At 34.0% G+C, this 19790-nt stretch carries 19 protein-coding genes and 1 riboswitch; of the genes, 12 read left to right on the top strand and 7 right to left on the bottom strand.

What is annotated here, in order from left to right; genetic code table 11:
• The first annotated feature begins 98 nt into the window (after positions 1 to 98).
• The 6 genes from ACZZZT_RS14485 (at position 99) to ACZZZT_RS14510 (ending at position 5201) form a co-directional block, all read left to right on the top strand.
• Entirely contained in the window at positions 99 to 557 is a 459-nt protein-coding gene (locus ACZZZT_RS14485; RefSeq protein WP_463462439.1) for an RNA polymerase sigma factor, read from the top strand.
• A gap of 16 nt (positions 558 to 573) precedes the next feature.
• On the top strand, positions 574 to 783 hold the full coding sequence (locus tag ACZZZT_RS14490; RefSeq protein ID WP_042567195.1) for a hypothetical protein: 210 nt from the start codon (positions 574 to 576) through the stop codon (positions 781 to 783).
• Positions 784 to 794: 11 nt separating this feature from the next.
• On the top strand, positions 795 to 1637 hold the full coding sequence (locus ACZZZT_RS14495) for a FecR family protein (protein ID WP_463460909.1): 843 nt from the start codon (positions 795 to 797) through the stop codon (positions 1635 to 1637).
• A 144-nt stretch (positions 1638 to 1781) separates the two neighbouring features.
• Positions 1782 to 2081 carry a hypothetical protein gene (locus tag ACZZZT_RS14500; RefSeq protein ID WP_463460910.1) on the top strand — a complete coding sequence of 100 codons (300 nt, stop codon included), beginning with the start codon at positions 1782 to 1784 and terminating at the stop codon, positions 2079 to 2081.
• 37 nt (positions 2082 to 2118) lie between these two features.
• The gene (locus tag ACZZZT_RS14505) at positions 2119 to 4353 is read left to right on the top strand and encodes a TonB-dependent receptor (protein ID WP_463462440.1); all 2235 of its coding nucleotides are present in this window, start codon (positions 2119 to 2121) and stop codon (positions 4351 to 4353) included.
• A gap of 5 nt (positions 4354 to 4358) precedes the next feature.
• Complete coding sequence (locus ACZZZT_RS14510; RefSeq protein WP_463460911.1) at positions 4359 to 5201, top strand: DUF4249 domain-containing protein; 843 nt, start codon at positions 4359 to 4361, stop codon at positions 5199 to 5201.
• Between the two features lie 154 nt (positions 5202 to 5355).
• Here ACZZZT_RS14510 and ACZZZT_RS14515 read toward each other — a convergent pair whose 3' ends face one another.
• Positions 5356 to 6126: an SDR family oxidoreductase gene (locus ACZZZT_RS14515; RefSeq protein WP_463460912.1), complete on the bottom strand. Its 771-nt coding sequence runs from the start codon at positions 6124 to 6126 to the stop codon at positions 5356 to 5358.
• Positions 6127 to 6172: 46 nt separating this feature from the next.
• A complete protein-coding gene (locus ACZZZT_RS14520) occupies positions 6173 to 6928 on the bottom strand; it encodes an SDR family NAD(P)-dependent oxidoreductase (protein WP_463460913.1) in 756 nt (251 codons plus the stop codon).
• 106 nt (positions 6929 to 7034) lie between these two features.
• On the opposite strand from ACZZZT_RS14520, the gene ACZZZT_RS14525 reads away from it, so the two are divergent.
• The gene (locus ACZZZT_RS14525; protein WP_463460914.1) at positions 7035 to 7388 is read left to right on the top strand and encodes a winged helix-turn-helix transcriptional regulator; all 354 of its coding nucleotides are present in this window, start codon (positions 7035 to 7037) and stop codon (positions 7386 to 7388) included.
• Between the two features lie 73 nt (positions 7389 to 7461).
• Here ACZZZT_RS14525 and ACZZZT_RS14530 read toward each other — a convergent pair whose 3' ends face one another.
• The gene (locus ACZZZT_RS14530; RefSeq protein ID WP_463460915.1) at positions 7462 to 8628 is read right to left on the bottom strand and encodes an iron-containing alcohol dehydrogenase; all 1167 of its coding nucleotides are present in this window, start codon (positions 8626 to 8628) and stop codon (positions 7462 to 7464) included.
• Between the two features lie 69 nt (positions 8629 to 8697).
• Positions 8698 to 9444: a helix-turn-helix domain-containing protein gene (locus ACZZZT_RS14535; protein ID WP_463460916.1), complete on the bottom strand. Its 747-nt coding sequence runs from the start codon at positions 9442 to 9444 to the stop codon at positions 8698 to 8700.
• 414 nt (positions 9445 to 9858) lie between these two features.
• Here ACZZZT_RS14535 and ACZZZT_RS14540 point away from each other — a divergent pair, with 414 nt between their 5' ends.
• From ACZZZT_RS14540 to ACZZZT_RS14550, 3 genes are read left to right on the top strand one after another with little or no spacing between them, the layout of a single operon-like run.
• Complete coding sequence (locus ACZZZT_RS14540) at positions 9859 to 12039, top strand: HAD-IIB family hydrolase (protein ID WP_463460917.1); 2181 nt, start codon at positions 9859 to 9861, stop codon at positions 12037 to 12039.
• A 1-nt stretch (position 12040) separates the two neighbouring features.
• On the top strand, positions 12041 to 12649 hold the full coding sequence (locus tag ACZZZT_RS14545; RefSeq protein WP_463460918.1) for a glycoside hydrolase family protein: 609 nt from the start codon (positions 12041 to 12043) through the stop codon (positions 12647 to 12649).
• Positions 12650 to 12663: 14 nt separating this feature from the next.
• Entirely contained in the window at positions 12664 to 13548 is an 885-nt protein-coding gene (locus ACZZZT_RS14550) for a hypothetical protein (RefSeq protein WP_463460919.1), read from the top strand.
• Positions 13549 to 13825: 277 nt separating this feature from the next.
• On the opposite strand, the gene ACZZZT_RS14555 is transcribed toward ACZZZT_RS14550, so the two are convergent.
• On the bottom strand, positions 13826 to 14428 hold the full coding sequence (locus ACZZZT_RS14555; protein ID WP_463460920.1) for a 5'-methylthioadenosine/S-adenosylhomocysteine nucleosidase family protein: 603 nt from the start codon (positions 14426 to 14428) through the stop codon (positions 13826 to 13828).
• A gap of 222 nt (positions 14429 to 14650) precedes the next feature.
• A riboswitch (SAM riboswitch) is annotated at positions 14651 to 14750 on the top strand.
• Between the two features lie 537 nt (positions 14751 to 15287).
• On the opposite strand from ACZZZT_RS14555, the gene ACZZZT_RS14560 reads away from it, so the two are divergent.
• Positions 15288 to 16787 carry an aminotransferase class V-fold PLP-dependent enzyme gene (locus tag ACZZZT_RS14560; RefSeq protein ID WP_463460921.1) on the top strand — a complete coding sequence of 500 codons (1500 nt, stop codon included), beginning with the start codon at positions 15288 to 15290 and terminating at the stop codon, positions 16785 to 16787.
• Positions 16788 to 17058: 271 nt separating this feature from the next.
• Here the strand turns inward: ACZZZT_RS14560 and ACZZZT_RS14565 are convergent, their stop codons facing one another.
• Together ACZZZT_RS14565 and ACZZZT_RS14570 are read right to left on the bottom strand one after the other, a co-directional pair.
• Complete coding sequence (locus ACZZZT_RS14565; protein ID WP_463460922.1) at positions 17059 to 18279, bottom strand: DUF763 domain-containing protein; 1221 nt, start codon at positions 18277 to 18279, stop codon at positions 17059 to 17061.
• Between the two features lie 188 nt (positions 18280 to 18467).
• On the bottom strand, positions 18468 to 18809 hold the full coding sequence (locus ACZZZT_RS14570) for a hypothetical protein (RefSeq protein ID WP_463460923.1): 342 nt from the start codon (positions 18807 to 18809) through the stop codon (positions 18468 to 18470).
• Positions 18810 to 19247: 438 nt separating this feature from the next.
• Between ACZZZT_RS14570 and ACZZZT_RS14575 the strand changes: the two genes are divergently transcribed.
• Positions 19248 to 19685, top strand: a complete 438-nt coding sequence (locus tag ACZZZT_RS14575) for a hypothetical protein (protein WP_042566831.1) — start codon at positions 19248 to 19250, stop codon at positions 19683 to 19685.
• Positions 19686 to 19790 lie beyond the last annotated feature (105 nt).

The raw sequence follows: 19790 nt of genomic DNA on the forward strand, positions 1-19790 counted from the left end.
TACGTTATGGACAACAAAAAGTTTATATTAAGTTTAAAAAAGGTAATGAGGCTTCTTTCAAGGAAGCTTACTTAAAATACTACGATAAACTGATAAACATTGCCAGACGTTTTAATTTTACGGTTCTTACCCCGCAGGATTTTGTTCAGGAAACTTTTTTAAGATTATATAATAAAAGAGAATTATTGAACGAAGATGTTTTATTTGATAAACAACTGTTTGTAATATGCAAAAACATCATTATCAATCACCTTAACAGAGAAAATAAAATAATTCAGTTTGATCCTTCGCAATTTGAAATCGCAGAAGAAGAGATTGATACGGGAATTTTTGAAGAAAGAAGCGAAAAATTATATAATTTCATAAATCAGCTTCCGGAACAGCAACAAAAAATATTTACTTTACATAAACTGGAAAACCTTAGCTATAAGGAGATTGCAGCGATGACGGATCTTTCTGAAAAGACCATAGCCAATCATATTTATCTCGCCAGTAAATTTATTAGAAAAAAATCGAAAACCATTAGGAACTTTTATGTTCTCGTTTGTTATATATAAAAACGGAAACATAGAAATGGAAATTGAGGCTTATAAAACAGATGTTACAACTAGGGAAGAGGCAAGGTTTATTGTAGCACTTCTTCAATTTGTTATTTCTGATTGTATCATGAATTTTGATTTGGAAGATTCAAATCATATTCTAAGAATCGAAACCAACAGAGACATTAAGGAAATGGTGTATGGTGTTTTTAATAAGCAGGGATTTTATTGTCAGAAACTTTAACGCTCAAAGACATGGATGAGAAAAAAATAGAAGAAGAATTAAAAAAAATCTGGGACGAAACTCCCAATTTACATTCTGATGCTGAAAAAGAGGCTTCGTGGGAGAGTTTTCAATCTAAAGCCTTTGCTCCAAAAAAGAAGGATTTTAAAATTTGGCGTTATGCAGCAGCGGCGGCAGTTATAATTTTCATGCTTATCGGAACCGGAATTTATTTTAACAGAAGCCCTTTGCAGGAAAATGTTTATGCGGCTTCTAATGTAATTGAAAATACGACTTCAAAAATAAAAACTGTTTTCCTGCCGGATAGTTCAACAGTAGAATTAAGCCCAAATTCTAAAATTGTATATGCCAATAATTTTGAAAGCAACAGAAAAATTGAAATTCACGGAGAAGCTTATTTTAAAGTAAAAAAAGATAAAAAACATCCTTTTCAGGTTTTTTGTAATGAAACCACAACAACTGTTTTAGGAACTTGTTTTACTGTAAAAGAATATACTAAAAATGGGGCCATTATAGCACTTTATGAAGGAAGCGTCCAGATGAATGTAAAAGGTCAGGATAAAAAATGGATACTGGAACCCGGCGACAAATTTACGTATGGAAACGAAATAGCAAAAGTAGATGAATTTGAAAGGTTTATTGATTTTGATAATGAAAAATTAACCGCATTAGGAACTTATATTGAGGAAAATTACGGTTATAAAATGACAATTCCGCAGGAATATTACAACCAGCGAATTACAGTAAGAATAAACAAAAAAGAGGATTTAAAAACAATTGTTCAATTAATATCAGAAATGTATAACCTAAACTTCGAAGTAAATGACGAATTAAAAGAAATTACTTTTCAATAGAAAAGAAAAGGATGCACTAGCCGCGAAACTAAACATCCTCCTCATAGTCAGGATAGTATAAAACTATTCCATTTAATAATATTCAAAAATACAAAAATTCATGAAGCATATAATTTCAGCGTGCTTTTTTTATTCAGTTGGTGCATGTTTTCTCAAAACATAACTGTAACTGTTGACAAAACGGTAACCTTAAAAGAATTCTTTAAACAAATTGAAAATCAAACCGATTTTAAATTTGCCTTTACCGATCAGGTTAATACAAGTCAAAAGTATTTTAATCAAAAAAACACCTTTAAAAATATCGAAATCAAAGAACTTATTAATGAACTTAATAAGAACACTACGATTCAGTTTTCGATTGTAGGCAATAATATTTTCGTAAAGCAAAAAGCTTCTAAAACTAATACAGGCAGAATAAAAAAAGTTAACCGGTCAGGTACTTGACGATAACAATGAAACTGTTATTGGTGCAAATGTTTTTATTAAAGAACTGCAAACAGGTGCTACGACCGATAAAAACGGAATTTTTTCATTAGAATTGGATAAAGGAACTTACACTGTTGTGGTGAGCTATGTAGGTTTTAAAAATAAGGAAAAGCAAATTACAGTTTCTGATGATGAAAAAATTAATTTTAAAATGGAATCCGACAGCCAGCAATTGGAACAGGTTATTATAACCAACACCAAAGCGGTTGATGTAAGAAATACACAAATGAGTGTAAATAAGCTTACTATGGAAGAAATAAAGAGAATTCCATCTGCTATGGGTGAGCCGGATCCCTTAAAATCAATATTGACATTGCCGGGAGTTACAAATGCAGGAGAACTTTCTTCAGGTTTTAATGTTAGGGGAGGTGCTGCCGATCAGAATTTAATTCTTTTAGACGGAGCTCCTGTATATGGTGACTCTCATATGTTTGGTTTTTTCTCTGTTTTTAATGCAGATGCCATCAGCGGACTGGAGTTATATAAAGGTGGGATTCCTTCTAAATTTGGAGGAAGAGTTTCCTCGGTTCTTGATGTTAGCCAGCAAACCGGAGATTTTGAAAACTACAAGGTAAATGGTGGTATTGGTTTGATATCAAGTCGTTTATTGGTACAAGGACCCATCCAGAAAGAAAAAGGTTCTTTTCTTATTGCCGGTCGTGCTTCTTACGCTCATTTATTTTTGAAGCTGTCTGATAATAGTAATTCGGCCATGTTTTATGACATTAATGCTAAATTAAATTATCGCCTTAGTGCCAATAATACGATTGCTTTTTCAGGATATTTAGGAAATGATGTTTTCGATATAAACGATCGTTTTGGCAGTACTTACGGAAATACAATGGGAATATTAAACTGGAAACATAAATTTTCTGATAAAATCAATACCAATTTAGCGGTGTTCTACAGTGATTATAAATTTAATCTTGAAATTTCTACAGAAAATTTTGAATGGAACAACACCATAAAAAGCTACGGTCTTAAATACGGATGGAACCATGCTGTAACAGAAAAATTGAAACTTAACTACGGAATTGACGGTCAATATTATGATTTTAACCCGGGAACTGTAAAGCCAACAAGCTCAGATTCGCAGTTTAATTACAAACAGTTTGATAAAAAATATGCTTTTGAATCGTCAGTTTATCTTGACTTTGAACATAATATTACAGAAAAATTAAATCTAAGATACGGGCTTCGTTATAGTATGTTTTATCGTTTAGGAGGCGAGACTATCAACACTTACGAAAATGGGCAGGCAGTAGTTTACAATCCGTTGTATAATATTTATGAAGAAGGAACTCCAACCGGAAGCATTTCATATAAAAGTGGGGCAACCATAAGTAAATTTGATAATCTGGAACCGCGCGCAGCATTGTCGTACGCTTTTAACGACAATACTTCGGTAAAAGCAAGTTACAACAGAATGGCGCAATATATTCATATTTTATCCAATACACAGTCGCCATTGCCAATGAGCATCTGGACACCAAGCGGGCCCTTTACAAAACCACAGCTTTTGGATCAATATGCGGTTGGATATTTTAAGAATTTTAAAGATGGAGATTATTCTCTTGAAACCGAATTGTTTTATAAGAATATCCAAAATCGTATTGATTATATTGATGGTGCCGATATATTGGCAAACAATAATATAGAACAGGTTATTTTGAATGGTAAAGCCAGATCGTATGGTTTGGAATTATTAGTTAGAAAAAACACAGGTGATTTTACAGGTTGGGTTTCTTATACCTTATCAAGGGCAGAACAAAAAACTCCCGGCAGAACCCCAGGCGAACCAGGAATTGCAAATGGCGATTGGTATTTATCAGGATATGATAAAATGCATAACCTGAATATTGTAGGTAGTTATGAATATAATCCGAAATGGTCTTTTAATGCTAATTTCTCCTTACAATCAGGTCAGCCTGTAACGTATGCAAATGGGTATTATGAGTTTGGAGGAATCAATATTCCTAATTTTTCATTGAGAAATGAAAACAGACTGCCACTTTTTCATCACTTAGATTTGGCGGCAACTTATACGCCAAAACCGGATAAAAAGAAAGGCTGGCAAAGCTATTGGGTATTTAGCATCTATAATATCTACAATAGAAAAAATGCCGCTTCGATGACGTTTGCAACAAACGAAGATACGGGAGCGAATGAAACCAGAAGACTGTCTATTTTTGGAATAGTACCTGGTATTTCTTATAATTTTAAATTTTAATGAATATGCAAAGGTTTAAACAATATAATTTTAAAAGTAAAGCACTGACTTTATTTAGCCTGTTTCTCGTACTGTTTTTTGCTTCTTGTGAAGATGTTGTAACGCTTGATCTGGAAACCGGGGAAACAAGATTAGTGGTAGATGCAGAAATTATTTGGCAAAAAGGAACAAACGGTAACGAGCAAACCATAAAAATTAGTAAAACGGCTCCTTATTATAATAATACAACACCAAAAGTTTCAGGCGCTCAAGTACGAATTGAAAATACTAATGGTGATGTTTTTACCTTCAATGAGACAGAAGCGGGCTTGTATGTATGCACTAATTTTGTTCCTGTTATTGGCATGGATTATACCTTGTACGTTACGGCAGAAGGGCAAAGTTTTACGGCTGTTGAAAAGTTGACTTCGGTAACACCAATTGATCGTGTAGAACAAGAGATGGTTCCTGATTTTGGAGGCGAAGATGTAATTGAAGTTACCTATTATTATAAAGATCCGGCTGATGCAGTCAATTATTATCTCACAGATTATAAAACAGAATCTTTAATTTTTCCGGAATATGAACTAACAGACGATGAATTATTTAACGGAAATGAAATAAACACAAGATTTTCGAATGAAGATAAACTAAAGTCCGGGCATACGATTGAAATTACACATCGCGGTATTTCTAAGAACTTCTATAATTACATGAATTTAATTTTAGAAGTATACGGAGGAAGTCCATTTTCTATTCCTCCCGGTAACATCAGAGGTAATATTATCAATACAAATGATGTCAATAATTATGCTTTTGGGTATTTCAGGCTTTGTGAGGCAGATAAAGTAGCTTATTTGGTACAATAAAAATTAGGTTGTTAAGGTTGATTTGTAATTACATCTGGCATATAAAACAATTTATGTCAGGTGTTTTTTTTAAATTCATTTTCTAAAAACTAAAACCTCCAAAGTCATTGACTTTGGAGGTTTTTTGGATTTTAGAGAATCAGGTTTTGAAATATTATTTCATCAAACTAATATTGGTAATACCGCCGTCTGAAAGGATTTCGGTACCCACTATAAAAGCCGAATCATCTGATGCTAAAAATACAGCAGCGTTTCCAATATCAGATGGAAGTCCTTGTCTGCCAACAGGCGTAATATCAATCCAGATTTGTTTTACCTGCTCTAATTGTTCCTCCGGTACCAATTTTCCAAAAACGGGTGTATCAATAGAACCCGGCGAAAGTGTATTTACACGTATTTTTCTAGGCAGCAAATCCAGAGATAAACCTTTGGCCAAAGATATAATGGCCGCTTTTGCCGCTGCATAAATAGCCATTCCTGGAGCAGCGCGATGTGCTGCACTTGAACCAATAAGTATGACAGAAGCGCCATCGTTTAAATACGGAAGCGCTTTTTGTACTGTAAAATAAGCACTTTTCAAATTTAGATCCATATAGCTGTCATAACTTTCTTCAGTAACTTCGTTTATGGTTCCCATAGGAACACAATCTACAACTCCGCCGGCATTTACTACCAAAGCATCAATTTTTCCGAACTTTTCAGCCGTTTTTTTGAATACATTTTCCAAATCATCACTGTTAGTGACATCACCTTTTATTGCTATAAAATCTTTGCCTAAAGCATTTACGGCAACATCCAGTGTTTTTTCATTTCTTCCGGTAATTGTACCAACGGCACCTGCGTTTTTAAATGCTTCTGCAATACCAAATCCAATACCGCTATTACCGCCTGTAACAACCGTTACTTTATTTTTTAATTTGCTCATTTTCTTTTAATCTTGAATATTTAATTATTAATAATTTGAGGAAGATTTATACACCGTAAATACCTCCGGAAACGGAAATTTTTTCTCCTGTAATCCAACCAGCATCATCAGAAGCAAGGAATACAGCTACTTTTGCAATATCTTCCGGTTGTCCTGTACGGCCAAGCGGTGTATTGGCAACAAATTTTGTTTCGGCTTCACTGCCAATGAAACCTGCAGTATGAGAACCCTCAGTTTCTACAATGCCCGGCAAAATAGAATTGATACGGATATTTCTTCCACTGAATTCTTTAGACAATGCAATCGTAATGGCATCTAAAGCTGCTTTCGTCGCAGAATAAACAGATCCTGTTGCAAGCGGTGTTTTGCCTGCTTCAGAACTGATATTGATAATGTTACCGCCTTTATCGCCAAATAATTTTAAAGAAGCCTGAATGGTTAGTAATGATCCTAAAACATTGATATTGAATTGCTGATGAAAAGAATCTGCTGAGAATTCTTCGATTGGGGCATATTGATAAATACCGGCATTATTTACCAAAATATCCAATGTGCCAAAAGCATTTTTTGTTTCTTCGAATAATATAGCTACTTCTGATTCTTTTGATACATCGGCTTTTACAGCAATAGCTGTTCCTCCATTATCTGTTATTGCTTTTACAACTTTATCAGCATCATCTTTACTTGATGCATAATTGACAACAACTTTGGCTCCTTCTGCCGCAAAATATTTAGCTATAGAAGCTCCAATTCCTTTTGATGCGCCTGTAACTATTGCTACTTTGTTTTTTAATTTATTCATGTTTTTATTTTTATGATTTTACAAAGGCAAATTTAGAGCAGATTAATTTATTTTAGTAACTTTGTAACTAAAAGTAACAGTAACCTTGAAGTAACAAAGTAACCTTATGGAGTGTAAAGTACCTGAAAAAGAGAAGCACAAAAAAGAGATGATGGCAGTCCAGGATTCAATGGATGTGCTTAGCGGAAAATGGAAAATAGCTATTATTTCTTCTGTTTGTTATTATAACAAAAGAAGATTTTCGGATATTTTGAATGATGTAGTTGGAATTTCAAACAAAATGCTGAGTAAAGAATTAAAAGAGCTTGAAGTAAACAAATTAATCAGGCGAACGGTTCTGGAAACGCAGCCAATAAGTGTTCAGTACGAGCTTACGGAACATGGCAAAACCCTGCAGACAATAATTAATAATCTGACAGATTGGGGAATAGAACACCGAAAAAAGATAATTGAAAAATAGAGATGTTATTAAAAAATAAACCAGACAAATAAAATAAATGTCTGGTTTATAAAGTATTGTTTTGTCTTTAGAATTAATTCAATACAGCATCATTTGCATAAACGACACCTTCGTAGCAGGCGTTGTAAATATCTTTCAAATCTTCTACGCTGGTTACACGCGGATTAAAACCTGTACATGGATCAATGAATGCGTTGTTTGCAATATAATCCAGGTTTTTATCCCAGTCTTCTTTTGAAATTCCGAATTCTTTTAGAGACGAAATATTATTCACTCTTTTTCTTAATCCTTCAATTGCCTGCGCCAATTCTTCGGCAGTTTGCAACCCAATTACTTTTGCCAATGACGGAAATTTATTCGTAGCGACGCTATTATAACGAATAACATTCGGTAAAAATATAGCATTTGCGCTTCCGTGTGGAATACCGTATAAAGCACCAACCTGATGAGATAATGAGTGAACAATTCCTAACCAGGCATTATTAAAAGCCAAACCTCCCATAAAAGAAGCGTCGTGCATGTTTTGACGAGCCGTAATATTTGATGGATTTTTTACAGCTTCTTCCAGATTATCAAAAACAATTTCTAATCCGCCTTTTGATAATGCATCGGCAAAATTATCATCAATATTAGAAACGTAAGCTTCAACGCAATGTGTTAAAGCATCCAATCCTGTATTTGATGTAACGTGAGCAGGCATAGACGCACAAATTTCGCCATCGATTATAGCAATATCCGGAGTTAATTCGTAAGATACAATTGGGTATTTTACCCCTTTTTCACGATCTGTAATTACCGCTAAACCAGTTGTTTCAGTACCAGTTCCGCTTGTAGAAGGAATTGCAATAAATTTAGCTTTGTTTCTTAATACCGGAACGCTGAAAGGTTTGATAAGCGAATCAAATTCAGTTTCAGGATGTTCGTAAAAAATCCACATTGTTTTGGCTGCATCAATAGCAGAACAGCCACCAATACCTACAATCCAGTCTGGCTGAAACGCACGCATAGCTTCTGCACCTTTAAAACTTGTAGCAGATGACGGATCTTCTTCAACACCATCAAAAACAAAAGTTTCAATTCCTGCTTCTTTCAAAAAAGCTACAGCTTTATCAAGCGTTCCGCTTTTTTTCATAGAACTTCCGCCGGTTACAACAAAAGCTTTTTTACCTTTTATATTTTTTAATTCTTCAAGACTTCCCGGACCGTGGAAAACCTCTCCTGCAACAAATAATTTGCTCATCTTTAATAGTATTTAATTATTGATGCAAAGTTAAAGGTGCGGGCAGGGCAGGATGTTATACAAACAAGACTATGCGGTATAAATTTGAGCCAATTCCTGTTGCAGTTCGGTAGGAGTTTCTTTTAGTTTTGCTCTGACAAATTTATTAAGTGCCGATGGAGAACTAAATCCAAGGTCGAATGCAATTTCCTTGTGAGAAAGATCAGAAAACAATAATTGTCTTTTGATTTCGGTCAGAATGCGGTTATGAATCGCATTTATGGCCGTTTCTCCACAATGTTTTTTGGTTATTTCGTTGAGTTTTTTAGGAGTAATTGAAAGCTGAGAAGCATAATATTGTACCGTACGTTCGCTTCTGTATTGTTGGTTTAAGAGTTTCTTGAAACCAATATAAATATGCTGATTTGTTTTTTGATGCAATACAGGATGTTGTCCGTGAATAGATTCTATAAGTCCCAATAAAAAAACTTTAATGTAAAAACGGGCTTGTTCTTTTTTAACAAGACTTGGTTTATTGTAAATATTCTGGATACTTTTTACAAGCGTAATCGCTTCTTCAAATTCGTGGACAGGAAGTGCCGTACAATTAAGATTCGCAGAAAGATTTACATTATAAGGACTTAATTCATTCTTTAATATATCGGAACAAAATAATACTTCTTCAAATAAAATTATTTTACCGGTTAAATCTTTACTGAAATTAGAAATAAAGCAAATTTGCTCCGGAAAAATGATAGAAATTTTTCCGGCTTTTAGAAAATGAATTTTGTCTTCGATCTGAACATCAACTTTTCCTGTTTCTACAATAATAATCAAAAAGTGATCATTTTTGTGAGGCTGCTGATAGTTTTCAATATGGTTTTTGTCTAAATCAAAAACGCGGAAAGATAAATTTTTGTCTTCTGCTTTTTCAATAATTTTTTGATCTCTGACCTTTTTATATTCATTTTAAAAATTGCTGTTTTGGCAAATTTACGCAAACTTATTCAGGTCATGGGGAATGTTGACTCAAAAACTATTCAATAGGTTACCATTATACTTTAATAATCAAAGAGAAATTTATTGCAAATCAAAGATTTACATGATGAAATATTCATCGTTTTTTTGTTGATGTGAATACATTTTTATTGCCATAATTTTTACAGATTTGATTTAAATTGTCTGTTTTTCCTCAGATTTCGGGTCAGTTCGCTTTATTTTTCGTACCTTAAAATCAAATTAATAAAAAAGATGATGACAAAATTAAGAATTTCATTGATCAATATTCACGGACTTTTGAAAGGCTCAGGCCTTGAGATTGGCAGAGATGCTGATAATGGAGGACAAACTAAATATGTATACGAACTTGCCGAATTTTTATCACAACATGCAGATGTAGAGCATGTTGATTTATTTACCAGATTGATTGACGATCGCAGTCTTTCTCCAGAATATGCAGTACCTATTGAAGTAGTAAATGAAAAATTAACCATAAGGCGAATTCCCTTTTTAGGGAAAAAATACAAACCGAAAGAACAATTATGGGATGGTCTTGACACTTTTGTAAACGGAATTGTTCAGCATATTAAAGTTCATGACATATTTCCCAACTGGATTCATTCGCATTACGGAGATGCGGGTTATGTGGCCAGCGAATTATCGATAATCTTAAATATTCCTTTTGCTCATACCGGACATTCTTTAGGTTTTCATAAAAGAAAAAAATTGCTGGAAAGCGGGATAGACGAACAGGAACTCGAAAAGAAATTTAAGTTTAAAGCCAGAATTGCCGCAGAAGAAAGAACACTCGAACTATCAGAATTTATTGTTACTTCGACAGAGCAGGAAATTGAAACTTATAAACCGTATAAAAATTTTGATTTAGCCAAATACCACGCCATTTCTCCTGGTATCGATACCAGAAAATTTGTTCCCTATTATCATCTTGAACAGGATTTAGATAAGCAAATGGAAGAAGAACAAAGAAAATACTGGGTTGCAGAAACCATTTCTAAGTTTCTTATAAATCCCCACAAGCCTTTTATTTTGGCACTTTCAAGGCCAGATCGCCATAAAAACCTTCATACACTTATTGAAGTTTACGGCAAAGACAAAGAACTGCAAAGCATCGCTAATCTGGTTATTTTTGCAGGTATACGAAAAGATATTTCACAAATGCCGGAATCAGAAAAAGACGTATTAACAGATTTACTGCTGTTAATGGATAAGTACGATTTATACGGGAAAATGGCAATTCCGAAAAAGCATGATGTAGAAAATGAAGTTTCGATTATTTACCGTTATGCCGCCGAAAAAAGAGGTGTTTTTGTCAATCTGACGCTGCACGAAAATTTCGGTTTAACCGTAATAGAATCAGCCAGTTCTGGTTTACCTGTTGTGGTGACCAAAAACGGAGGACCATCTGAAATTATTCCGACCTGTCAAAACGGAATATTAGTAGATCCTTTAGATGTAAATGAAATTAAAAAAGCGGTGCGAAATATATTGACCGATGAAAATCAATGGAAATATTATTCGAATAACGGAGCCATCAATATTCAAAAACATTATAGTTGGTTAAGTCATGTTAATCAATATGTTGAGTTAATTAATGAGAATCTGACGCTTTCATCTGGTTCCGGTATTAAAAACAGGCACTATCCCAATATTAATATTGAGCGTTTAAAAAGAAAAGTCGAAAACTTATTGGTTTCGGATATTGACGGAACCCTGATTGAACCCAAATTAAATAATCCGGGTTTAAAAGAATTAAAAGTGCATTTAGTAAATCGTACCAATAAAATGGCTTTTGCCCTGGCATCCGGAAGAAATTTGGCGCTGGTTAAAAAAGTGATTGATGAAGAACAATTTCCGCTACCGGATTTTATTATTTGCTCTGTTGGAACCGAAATTTATTATACAAATGGTACAGATTACATTTTAGATAAAGGCTGGGCGACTTTTTTATCAGGAAGATGGAAAAGAGACGATATTGAAAATCGTTTAAAAGAAATTCCCTGGATGAAACTCCAGGAAGATGAAGCTCAAAATCCTTTTAAGATCTCTTATTATTATGATAAAGAAAAATACGATCATGAAGAGTTAGTCCAAGCTTTAGGAAAGGGATGGTATAAAATAAACATTATTCCGAGTCACGGACAATTTCTGGATTTTATTCCAAAAAGAGCTTCAAAAGGAAACGCAATTAAATTTTTATGCCGTAAATGGGCAATTCCTTTGTCTAACGTAATTGCGGCAGGCGATTCAGGAAATGATATCGACATGTTTAGAGGTGCAATAAAAGGAATTATTGTAGGAAACAGAAGTATGGAATTAGATCATTATGAAACAACCAAAAGTATTTTTGTGGCAAAAAGCTCTGCATCTTTAGGAATTTTAGAAGGATTAAAACATTATAAAATAATAAAATAATATGTATTCAGGTTCAGGTTTTAGCAGTTGGGAAATAGGCGATGTTGATGTTTTTATTGATGAAAACGGACTTCATCATTTGTTTCATTTGATTATTCCTAATCACGATTATATTGCACATGCCGTATCGCGTGATGGTCTTTCCTGGAAAAGAGTAAAAAATGCTTTATGGGTTGGAGATCCCGGAGAATGGGATGACGATATGTTGTGGACGATGCATGTAAGTAAAAACACCGCAGGAGAAGGTTACGAAATGTATTATACAGGATTAAAGCGCAAGGATAAAGGAATAATGCAAAAAGTGGGCAGGGCAGTTTCTCCGGATTTAATTCATTGGACGAAAGAAAACGAGTATGGTCTTCCCTTAAAAAGTCAGGCACCTTATTATGAAAGTTCGGCCAATAATCCCCGCGAATGGATTAGTTTTAGAGATCCGTATAAGTATGAATTTGAAGGCGAAGATTATTTGCTAATTTGCGCCAGAAGTGCCATTGGACCAACTTATAGAAGGGGGTGCATTGGTGTAGCAAAAGAGAAGCTACTGGTTTTGTGCTTCAAAAGCCGCTGCATGTTCCGTATGTATATGATGATGTGGAATGCCCTTGTGTAGTCGAAATAAAAGGAATGCATTATTTATTGGGTTCGATTCGCGAAGATATTAAAGTTCGTTATTGGTTCTCTCCTGATTTTAAGGGAGAATATCATGCTTTTCATAATAATGTGCTGATGCCACAAGGTAATTATGCTGCAAGAATTGTAAAAGAAGGCGATTATTTTTTGATCTACAATTTTTATTTTGTGGGAGGAAATGTCAACACACATCGCGTAATTCCGCCACCAAAACAATTAGATGTTGATACCAGCGGCAGACTTTTATTAAAAACTTATCACCATTGGGAAACGATTTATCAGAGAACAATTGCGCAAAAGAATTTACCAATTCCGGTGCCTATTTTAGGAAATCCATCTGCAAATTTTGTTTTAGAACATGAAAATAAGTGGCGCTTTGGATGCCGAAGCGGTTATGAAGTTTTTTGTTTTGAAAAACCATCCAATGATTTTGTGTGGGAAGGAACACTGGCGGTTGAAGGAATGGGAAAAACAGGCTTTGTAATTGAGTGTGATGAAGAAGGAACTGCCTATTATGTTTCGATTGATTTTGTAAATGGTTTTGTCCAGTTTCGAGCGTGGGGATTTAATGAAAAAGACGTCAAAAACAATTTCATCTTCGAAAATATTCAAACGAATCAATTTGAAATTGTCGACAAAAAAGAAATCTATTTTAAAATAATCCGTCACGGAAATTATTACGAAGTATCGATCAATGAAGTGGTAAAATTGACTTTATTGGATTTTAAATACAGCGAAGGAAAAATAGGGGTCTATGTTTGTTCTGCCATTGTATCCTTAAAAGATTCAAAGATTCACGTAATTCCGGAACCGGAAAATGAATACGCAACTTCAGATCCAAATAAGGCATTTGATGAATATTTGAAGAAATCGCATTAAGAAGGAAGAGAATAGAAGCAAGAGAATAGAGGAAAGAGAATAGAAGAAAGAGAATAGAAGAAAGAAAGAGAGATGAATATAGCCCAAGGTTTCAACCTTGGGAGACATGCAGAATAAAATATTATATTTCCCAACGGTTGAAACCGTTGGTAATGTTTATAAAGTTAAAAAAAACACGGATTTCACGAATTTGCACGAATTATTTTTTTTAGATCAACATTAAAAATTCGTGCAAATTCGTGAAATCCGTGTTTTAAATCTTTTTTCTAAAACTAAATTATAGCGAAATATTATTCTTATTGAGTTGTAAAATGTTTCCAAAAGCTGCTGCGGCTTTGTGAACCTGAATAACCCAATCATCAGCGGCATTGTCATCTGCACCATCTGAAATATATTTTAGACATAAAAACGGAATATTTTCTTTCATGGCAATCATGGCAAGGGCGTAAGCTTCCATATCTACCACGTCGTAGATTTTGGTGGCATGACCCATTTCAAAACTATCACCTGTTCCACAAATGCCTATTTGCAGGTTATCCATTGCCAAACCATAGTTAAGAATCATTGGTAAATCAGAAAGCGGAGTTTCATATTGCGCAAACCCTAAACCTCTCACATCCATATCTCTTTGCACAAATTTAGTACAGCAAATAATATCGCCTTTTTGAAAAGAATTGCTTCCTGCTGATCCAAGATTAACGATTAAGGATGGTTTTTTATTCTGAATAGCTTTAGTTAATTCATAAGCTGCATTTACTTTTCCGATTCCGGTAATGAGCGTATTTTGACCAACAAAAACATCTGCTGCTTCAGATTCTAATGCAAATGAGAATAATACATCTTTTAATGGAAAAGATAATTCGGGTGTAATTTTTATCATTAAATAAGTTTATTTTTCGATATGCAAAGATGCTCATTTCAACTAAATAATAGGTCATAGAAACAAAGGATTTATGTCAATTGTTTGAAGTGTTTATTGTTCAGAAAAGAGATCGTACAATGCGTAATACTTTATTTATTGTTAAAAATTAAAAAAAACAGTTTTAAACTATATTAATTCGATAGAATTTATATATATTTGCAGAGTAGAAAATTTCTACATGACTTATCCAGAAAGACTGAGGGAATAGGCCCGATGATGTCTTAGCAACCTGTTGCCAAATAAGGTGCTAAATCCTTCCGCTACGGCGGACAGATAAGAAAGATTTCTTTTAGTAAATCTGAATAAGCTCATCAATATTTAATTTTTTTATCATTAAAATGAAAGCTGAGCTATTATTATACGCCAATTTTAAAGAAACCAATTTGCTATCCCGGGAAAACAATTTTTTAGTTTTTCGAATGCACGGCAGGTAATTTTTTCCAGTCTATTTCCCTTTATTGACGTTACGTTAGACCATTTCCAATTGGTCAGGGATATGTATGTTCAATTTTAAACTAAATTATTATGAAATAGGATCAATCCCAAGACCTGTGGAGAAAGAAAAAAATTACCGCAGAGAACGCTAAGTTTTTTATTCTTAGCTTTTATAAAAGACATCCCGAAGCTTCAGGGCGCAAAACTTTGTATTGATTTAGCTTTGCGAACTCTGTGCTTTTTAAGGCATTCTTAGATAAAAATCTTTGCGTTCTCTGCGGTAAAAAATCGGCTACAAAACCATAAAAAATCACTTTGAAAATTTGAAATCTTTGAAAGATTCAACCAGAAATAAAATATGTTAATTTAAAATGATAGGGAAATGAATGTTATTGAGAAGCAAGTAAAAACAAGCCAATTAGAAAAGTATTTTTCGAAATTTAGAGAAAATACAATAGGAGTAAATCACATTTTTGAATCCATTTACGGAAAGCAAAATTTATTATATGCTGACTGGGTTGCCAGCGGAAGATTATATATTCCGATTGAAGATATAATGCTCAATAAAATAGGCCCGATGATTGCCAATACGCATTCATTTTCAAGTCAAACCGGAAAAGCTTCGACGTATGCTTATCAGCATGCAAGGGCAATAATTAAAAAACACGTTAATGCTAATGAATCTGATGTTTTGGTTACCACAGGAACCGGAATGACAGCAGCTTTATCTAAATTACAGCGTTATCTGGGGTTGCGTACTGCCGATAATAAATTGCATTCTGAAACTATCGATAAAACAGATAGACCAGTTGTTTTTATTACGCACATGGAGCACCATTCTAATCAGGTTCCGTGGTATGAAACCAATGCCGATGTGGTTATTTTACCTGCCGACGAGAACAATTTGGTAAACCCCAAAATTCTCGCTGAAAAAATAAAAAAATACGCAGACCGAAAACTAAAAATCGGCTCTTTTACTGCTTGCTCAAATGTATCCGGAATAATTACGGCTTATCATGAATTGGCAAAAATCATGCATCAAAATGGTGGTTTTTGTTTTGTTGATTTTGCAGCTTCGGCACCTTATGTAAAAATTAATATGCATCCCGAAGATCCTGAACAACAATTGGATGCGATTTTCTTTTCTCCACATAAATTCCTGGGCGGTCCCGGAACCTGCGGGGTTTTGGTTTTTAATGAAAAATTATACAAAAGTAACATTCCCGATAATCCGGGCGGAGGAAACGTAAAATGGACAAATCCATCGGGAGAATACCAATATAGTGACATAATAGAAGTAAAAGAAGATGGCGGAACTCCGGGATTTTTGCAGGTAATAAGAACTGCTTTGGCTCTGGAACTAAAAGACCAGATGGAAGTAGCAAACATAAAAAACAGAGAAAAAGAATTGCTTGATCTTTGTTATGCAGCGTTTAGTAAAATTCCGGGTTTATCTATTTTAGGAGATATTACAACCGAAAGAATTGGCTGCGTTTCTTTTATAATTGAAAACATTCATTACAATTTGGTTGTGAGACTTTTAAATGACCGTTTCGGAATTCAGGTTCGTGGCGGTTGGTCCTGCGCCAGCACGTATGCGCATTATTTGTTTGATATTGACGAAGAAAAATCAAAGGAAATTACCAACGAATTGCTTCAGAAAAATCAAACCAATAAACCGGGATGGGTTCGTTTATCTCTGCATCCAATCATGACAAATGAAGAACTTTTGTTTATTTGTGATGCTGTAAAGCAAGTTGCGCAAAATTATCAGGAATGGCAAAAGGATTACAAATACAATAGTTCTTCTAATGAATTTGAGAATGTTATAATTGGAGAAAATATTGAAAAAGAGGTGCAAAAATGGTTTGAGCTCGGGTAATAAAAAAACGCTTTTTTTAACCCGTTGGGTGTAATGTATAAAATTTAATTAAACACATAGAAACATAGATTTTATGATTTTGAAAAAGTAAATCCAAAAGAAACTTGTTTCTCACACATAGTCCCGAAGCTTCGGGATTTGTTATGCAAGTGAAACGCCTTTTTTGAGCATGCAAAATCTATGTTTCTATGTGTTAAAACAATTACAAAGGGTTTTAAAATCTCATTTCATTATCGAAATGGGATTTTTTTTGCTGAAACCTGTTATCAGTTTAAAATAATTCCAATTGATTATTAGGGTTTGAAGGTTTGCTTTTTGGAGGTTTGGCATCACCAAAAATAGTTCTTCCTCCATATTTATGCGATTCATCGCGTTCTCGTTGAATCAGGGCATCGAAGTTAGAATTGGGTGTAAAACTTTCTTCGGCTTTTCTTGAAATCTCTGATAATTTTTGAATCGCCTGTATTTTGTCACTATTTCCAATTTTAGCACGATTAATTGCCCTTTGCAAAGTATCAATTGTCTCATCATAAATTTTTACAGGAACAGGAAACGGATGTCCGTCTTTTCCGCCGTGAGCGAAAGAAAAACGTGCCGGATCTTCAAATCGGGTAGGAGTGCCGTAAATTATTTCGCTAACCAATGCTAACGATTGCAAAGCTCTTGGCCCCATTCCTTTCAAAAGCAATAATTCTTCAAAATCTTCCGGTTTATTTTCGTGGGTTGCCCATAACATTGCACCCAATCTTTTCATATTTACATCTTCCATTCTCACATCGTGATGTGCAGGCATAGAAAGATGCTGCATTTCTTTCATGATTCTTGTTGGAGATTCTTTAGATAATTCTAAAATGCCTTCTCTGGATTTTGTGGCTGCCTCAGCCGTAAGATTTAAGATTATGCCTTGATTTTCGCCATAAATAAAGGTATGTGGCTCATTTATAAAGGATTTTAAATCTTGCGAATGCCAATGATATCTTCTGGCAGTTTGCGAGTCAGGATTCATTCCTTGCTGAATAACCGCCCATTGTCCTTTATTATCAACGATAAAATTGTGCTGGTACAATTGAAATCCGTCCTGAATGGCCGTATTGTCAACTTTGGCAGTTAGTCTGCTGCAATTGGCAAGATTATTTCCGTCAAGGCCTGTTTTTTCGCCAACAAATAAAAGTTCCTGCGGAGTTAGCATGGAATGTTTGCCTTTGCCTCCGCAAATATATATTCCCAATTCTTTTGAATGCGGGTTTACTGATTTTTTTAAGGCTCCAAGTACAGAAGTTGTAATGCCCGAAGAATGCCAATCCATGCCCATTACGGCACCAAAACTCTGAAACCAAAAAGGATTACTTAGTTTGCTTATTACTTCAGAAGTAGAAAATTCTAAAGCAATCGTTTCTACAATGGCAAAACCAAGTTTAGACATTCGTTCAGCAAGCCACAATGGAACATGCCCATAATGTAAAGGAAGATCTGCTGTGCCGGAACGTTTCATTTGATAAGATTTGGATTGCTGTAAAATTAGGTAAAATAGTTTAAAACGCTTATTTCAAAAAGAAATGATTAAGAATACATTAGCATATTTTCGTAAATAACAGATTGTTATCAGCAAAATAAAAACCGCCGGATTTTGTCCAACGGTTTAAATTACTTTTTATAAAATCCCGATTTTTATATACAGATTTATCTATTTACATCATCTTCTGTATAGGTATCATCATCTTCAGGTTCGGCAGTAGTTGCATTATATTCATCCAAAGTTCTTCTGTCGGGATCATTATCCTTTTTTAAATCTTCATCCAGATACTGCGGTCTATTGGTGTTTTTTTGAAAATCGGGATCAATATTATCGTTATCATCCAGTCTATGCTGAATTGGATGCTCATTAGATTTCTCATTATATTGATCTCTTTTTCCGGAAGTATCAGCCTGATCCTGATTTAGTATAGTATCCTTGCTCTCCATGGTTTCAGATTTATTCGCCTGATTATCTGATCTGTCGTTTCTGTGGTATGAAGTATTCATAATAATAAGTTTATAGTTAATAATTAATTCAAGTTGCTAATAAAAAAAGTATAATCCCTACGGGATATTCAGGGCGTGCCTTTCGTTTCTACCAATATTTAACTCCTAACGGAGTAATAAAAATATCTCGGAGAGATTACATATTGGTAGAAATCAATTTATTTGTGCCATTTTTTGTCCCGTAGGGACTACACTTATTAATTAGCAATTGAGTTCATTACAAATCTATAGACAACAAATAAGAATAAATTACACTTTTTTTATCTTTAATTGTATTATTATCAGTTGTTTACTTTGAAGTTGTATTTAAGAATTTATGGACATTTTGTAATTTTTGGCATGGAATAGTAGAATTTTTCTCTTTCATTTTTATTTAATTTGAGATATAAAATTACTGGCCTATTACAATGTTCATTTTTTAACTAAAAATAACTTATTATGAAAATACCTAGAGAAATTATTAACGGGATTTATATATTTTTAGGAATTGCTGCTTTCTTTTTATTGCTGGAAGTTTTAAATCTTGCTCATCTATTTTATCTGCGTTTATTAAATGTACTTTTTATTTTTTATGGTGTAAACAGAACTTTAAAAATGAATCTTGCTGATGGTAAGAACAGTTTTGTTCCCAACGCAATTTCGGCTATGGTAACTTCTTTTACAGGAGTGGTTATTAGTATTATAGCATTGCTTATTTATAGTTATGCTAAAGGAGGTGACAAATACGTAAAATCATTATCTGAAGCGTTTATGTTTGGAGGCGAGCCATCGGTAGCAACATATTCTTTGTGTTTGTTTTTTGAGGGAACTGCTTCGTGCATAATTGTTACATTACTCCTAATGTTATATTGGAATAATAAATATAAAGCCGACTAAACTTCGTGATTATAAAAAACAACTGGAACTTTACTATAAATATAACCTGCATTGCAATTGCAGGTTTTTTTATTTTAAAAGAATCAAGACTGTTACAATGTATTT

The organism is Flavobacterium sp. AC274, assembly GCF_979258275.1.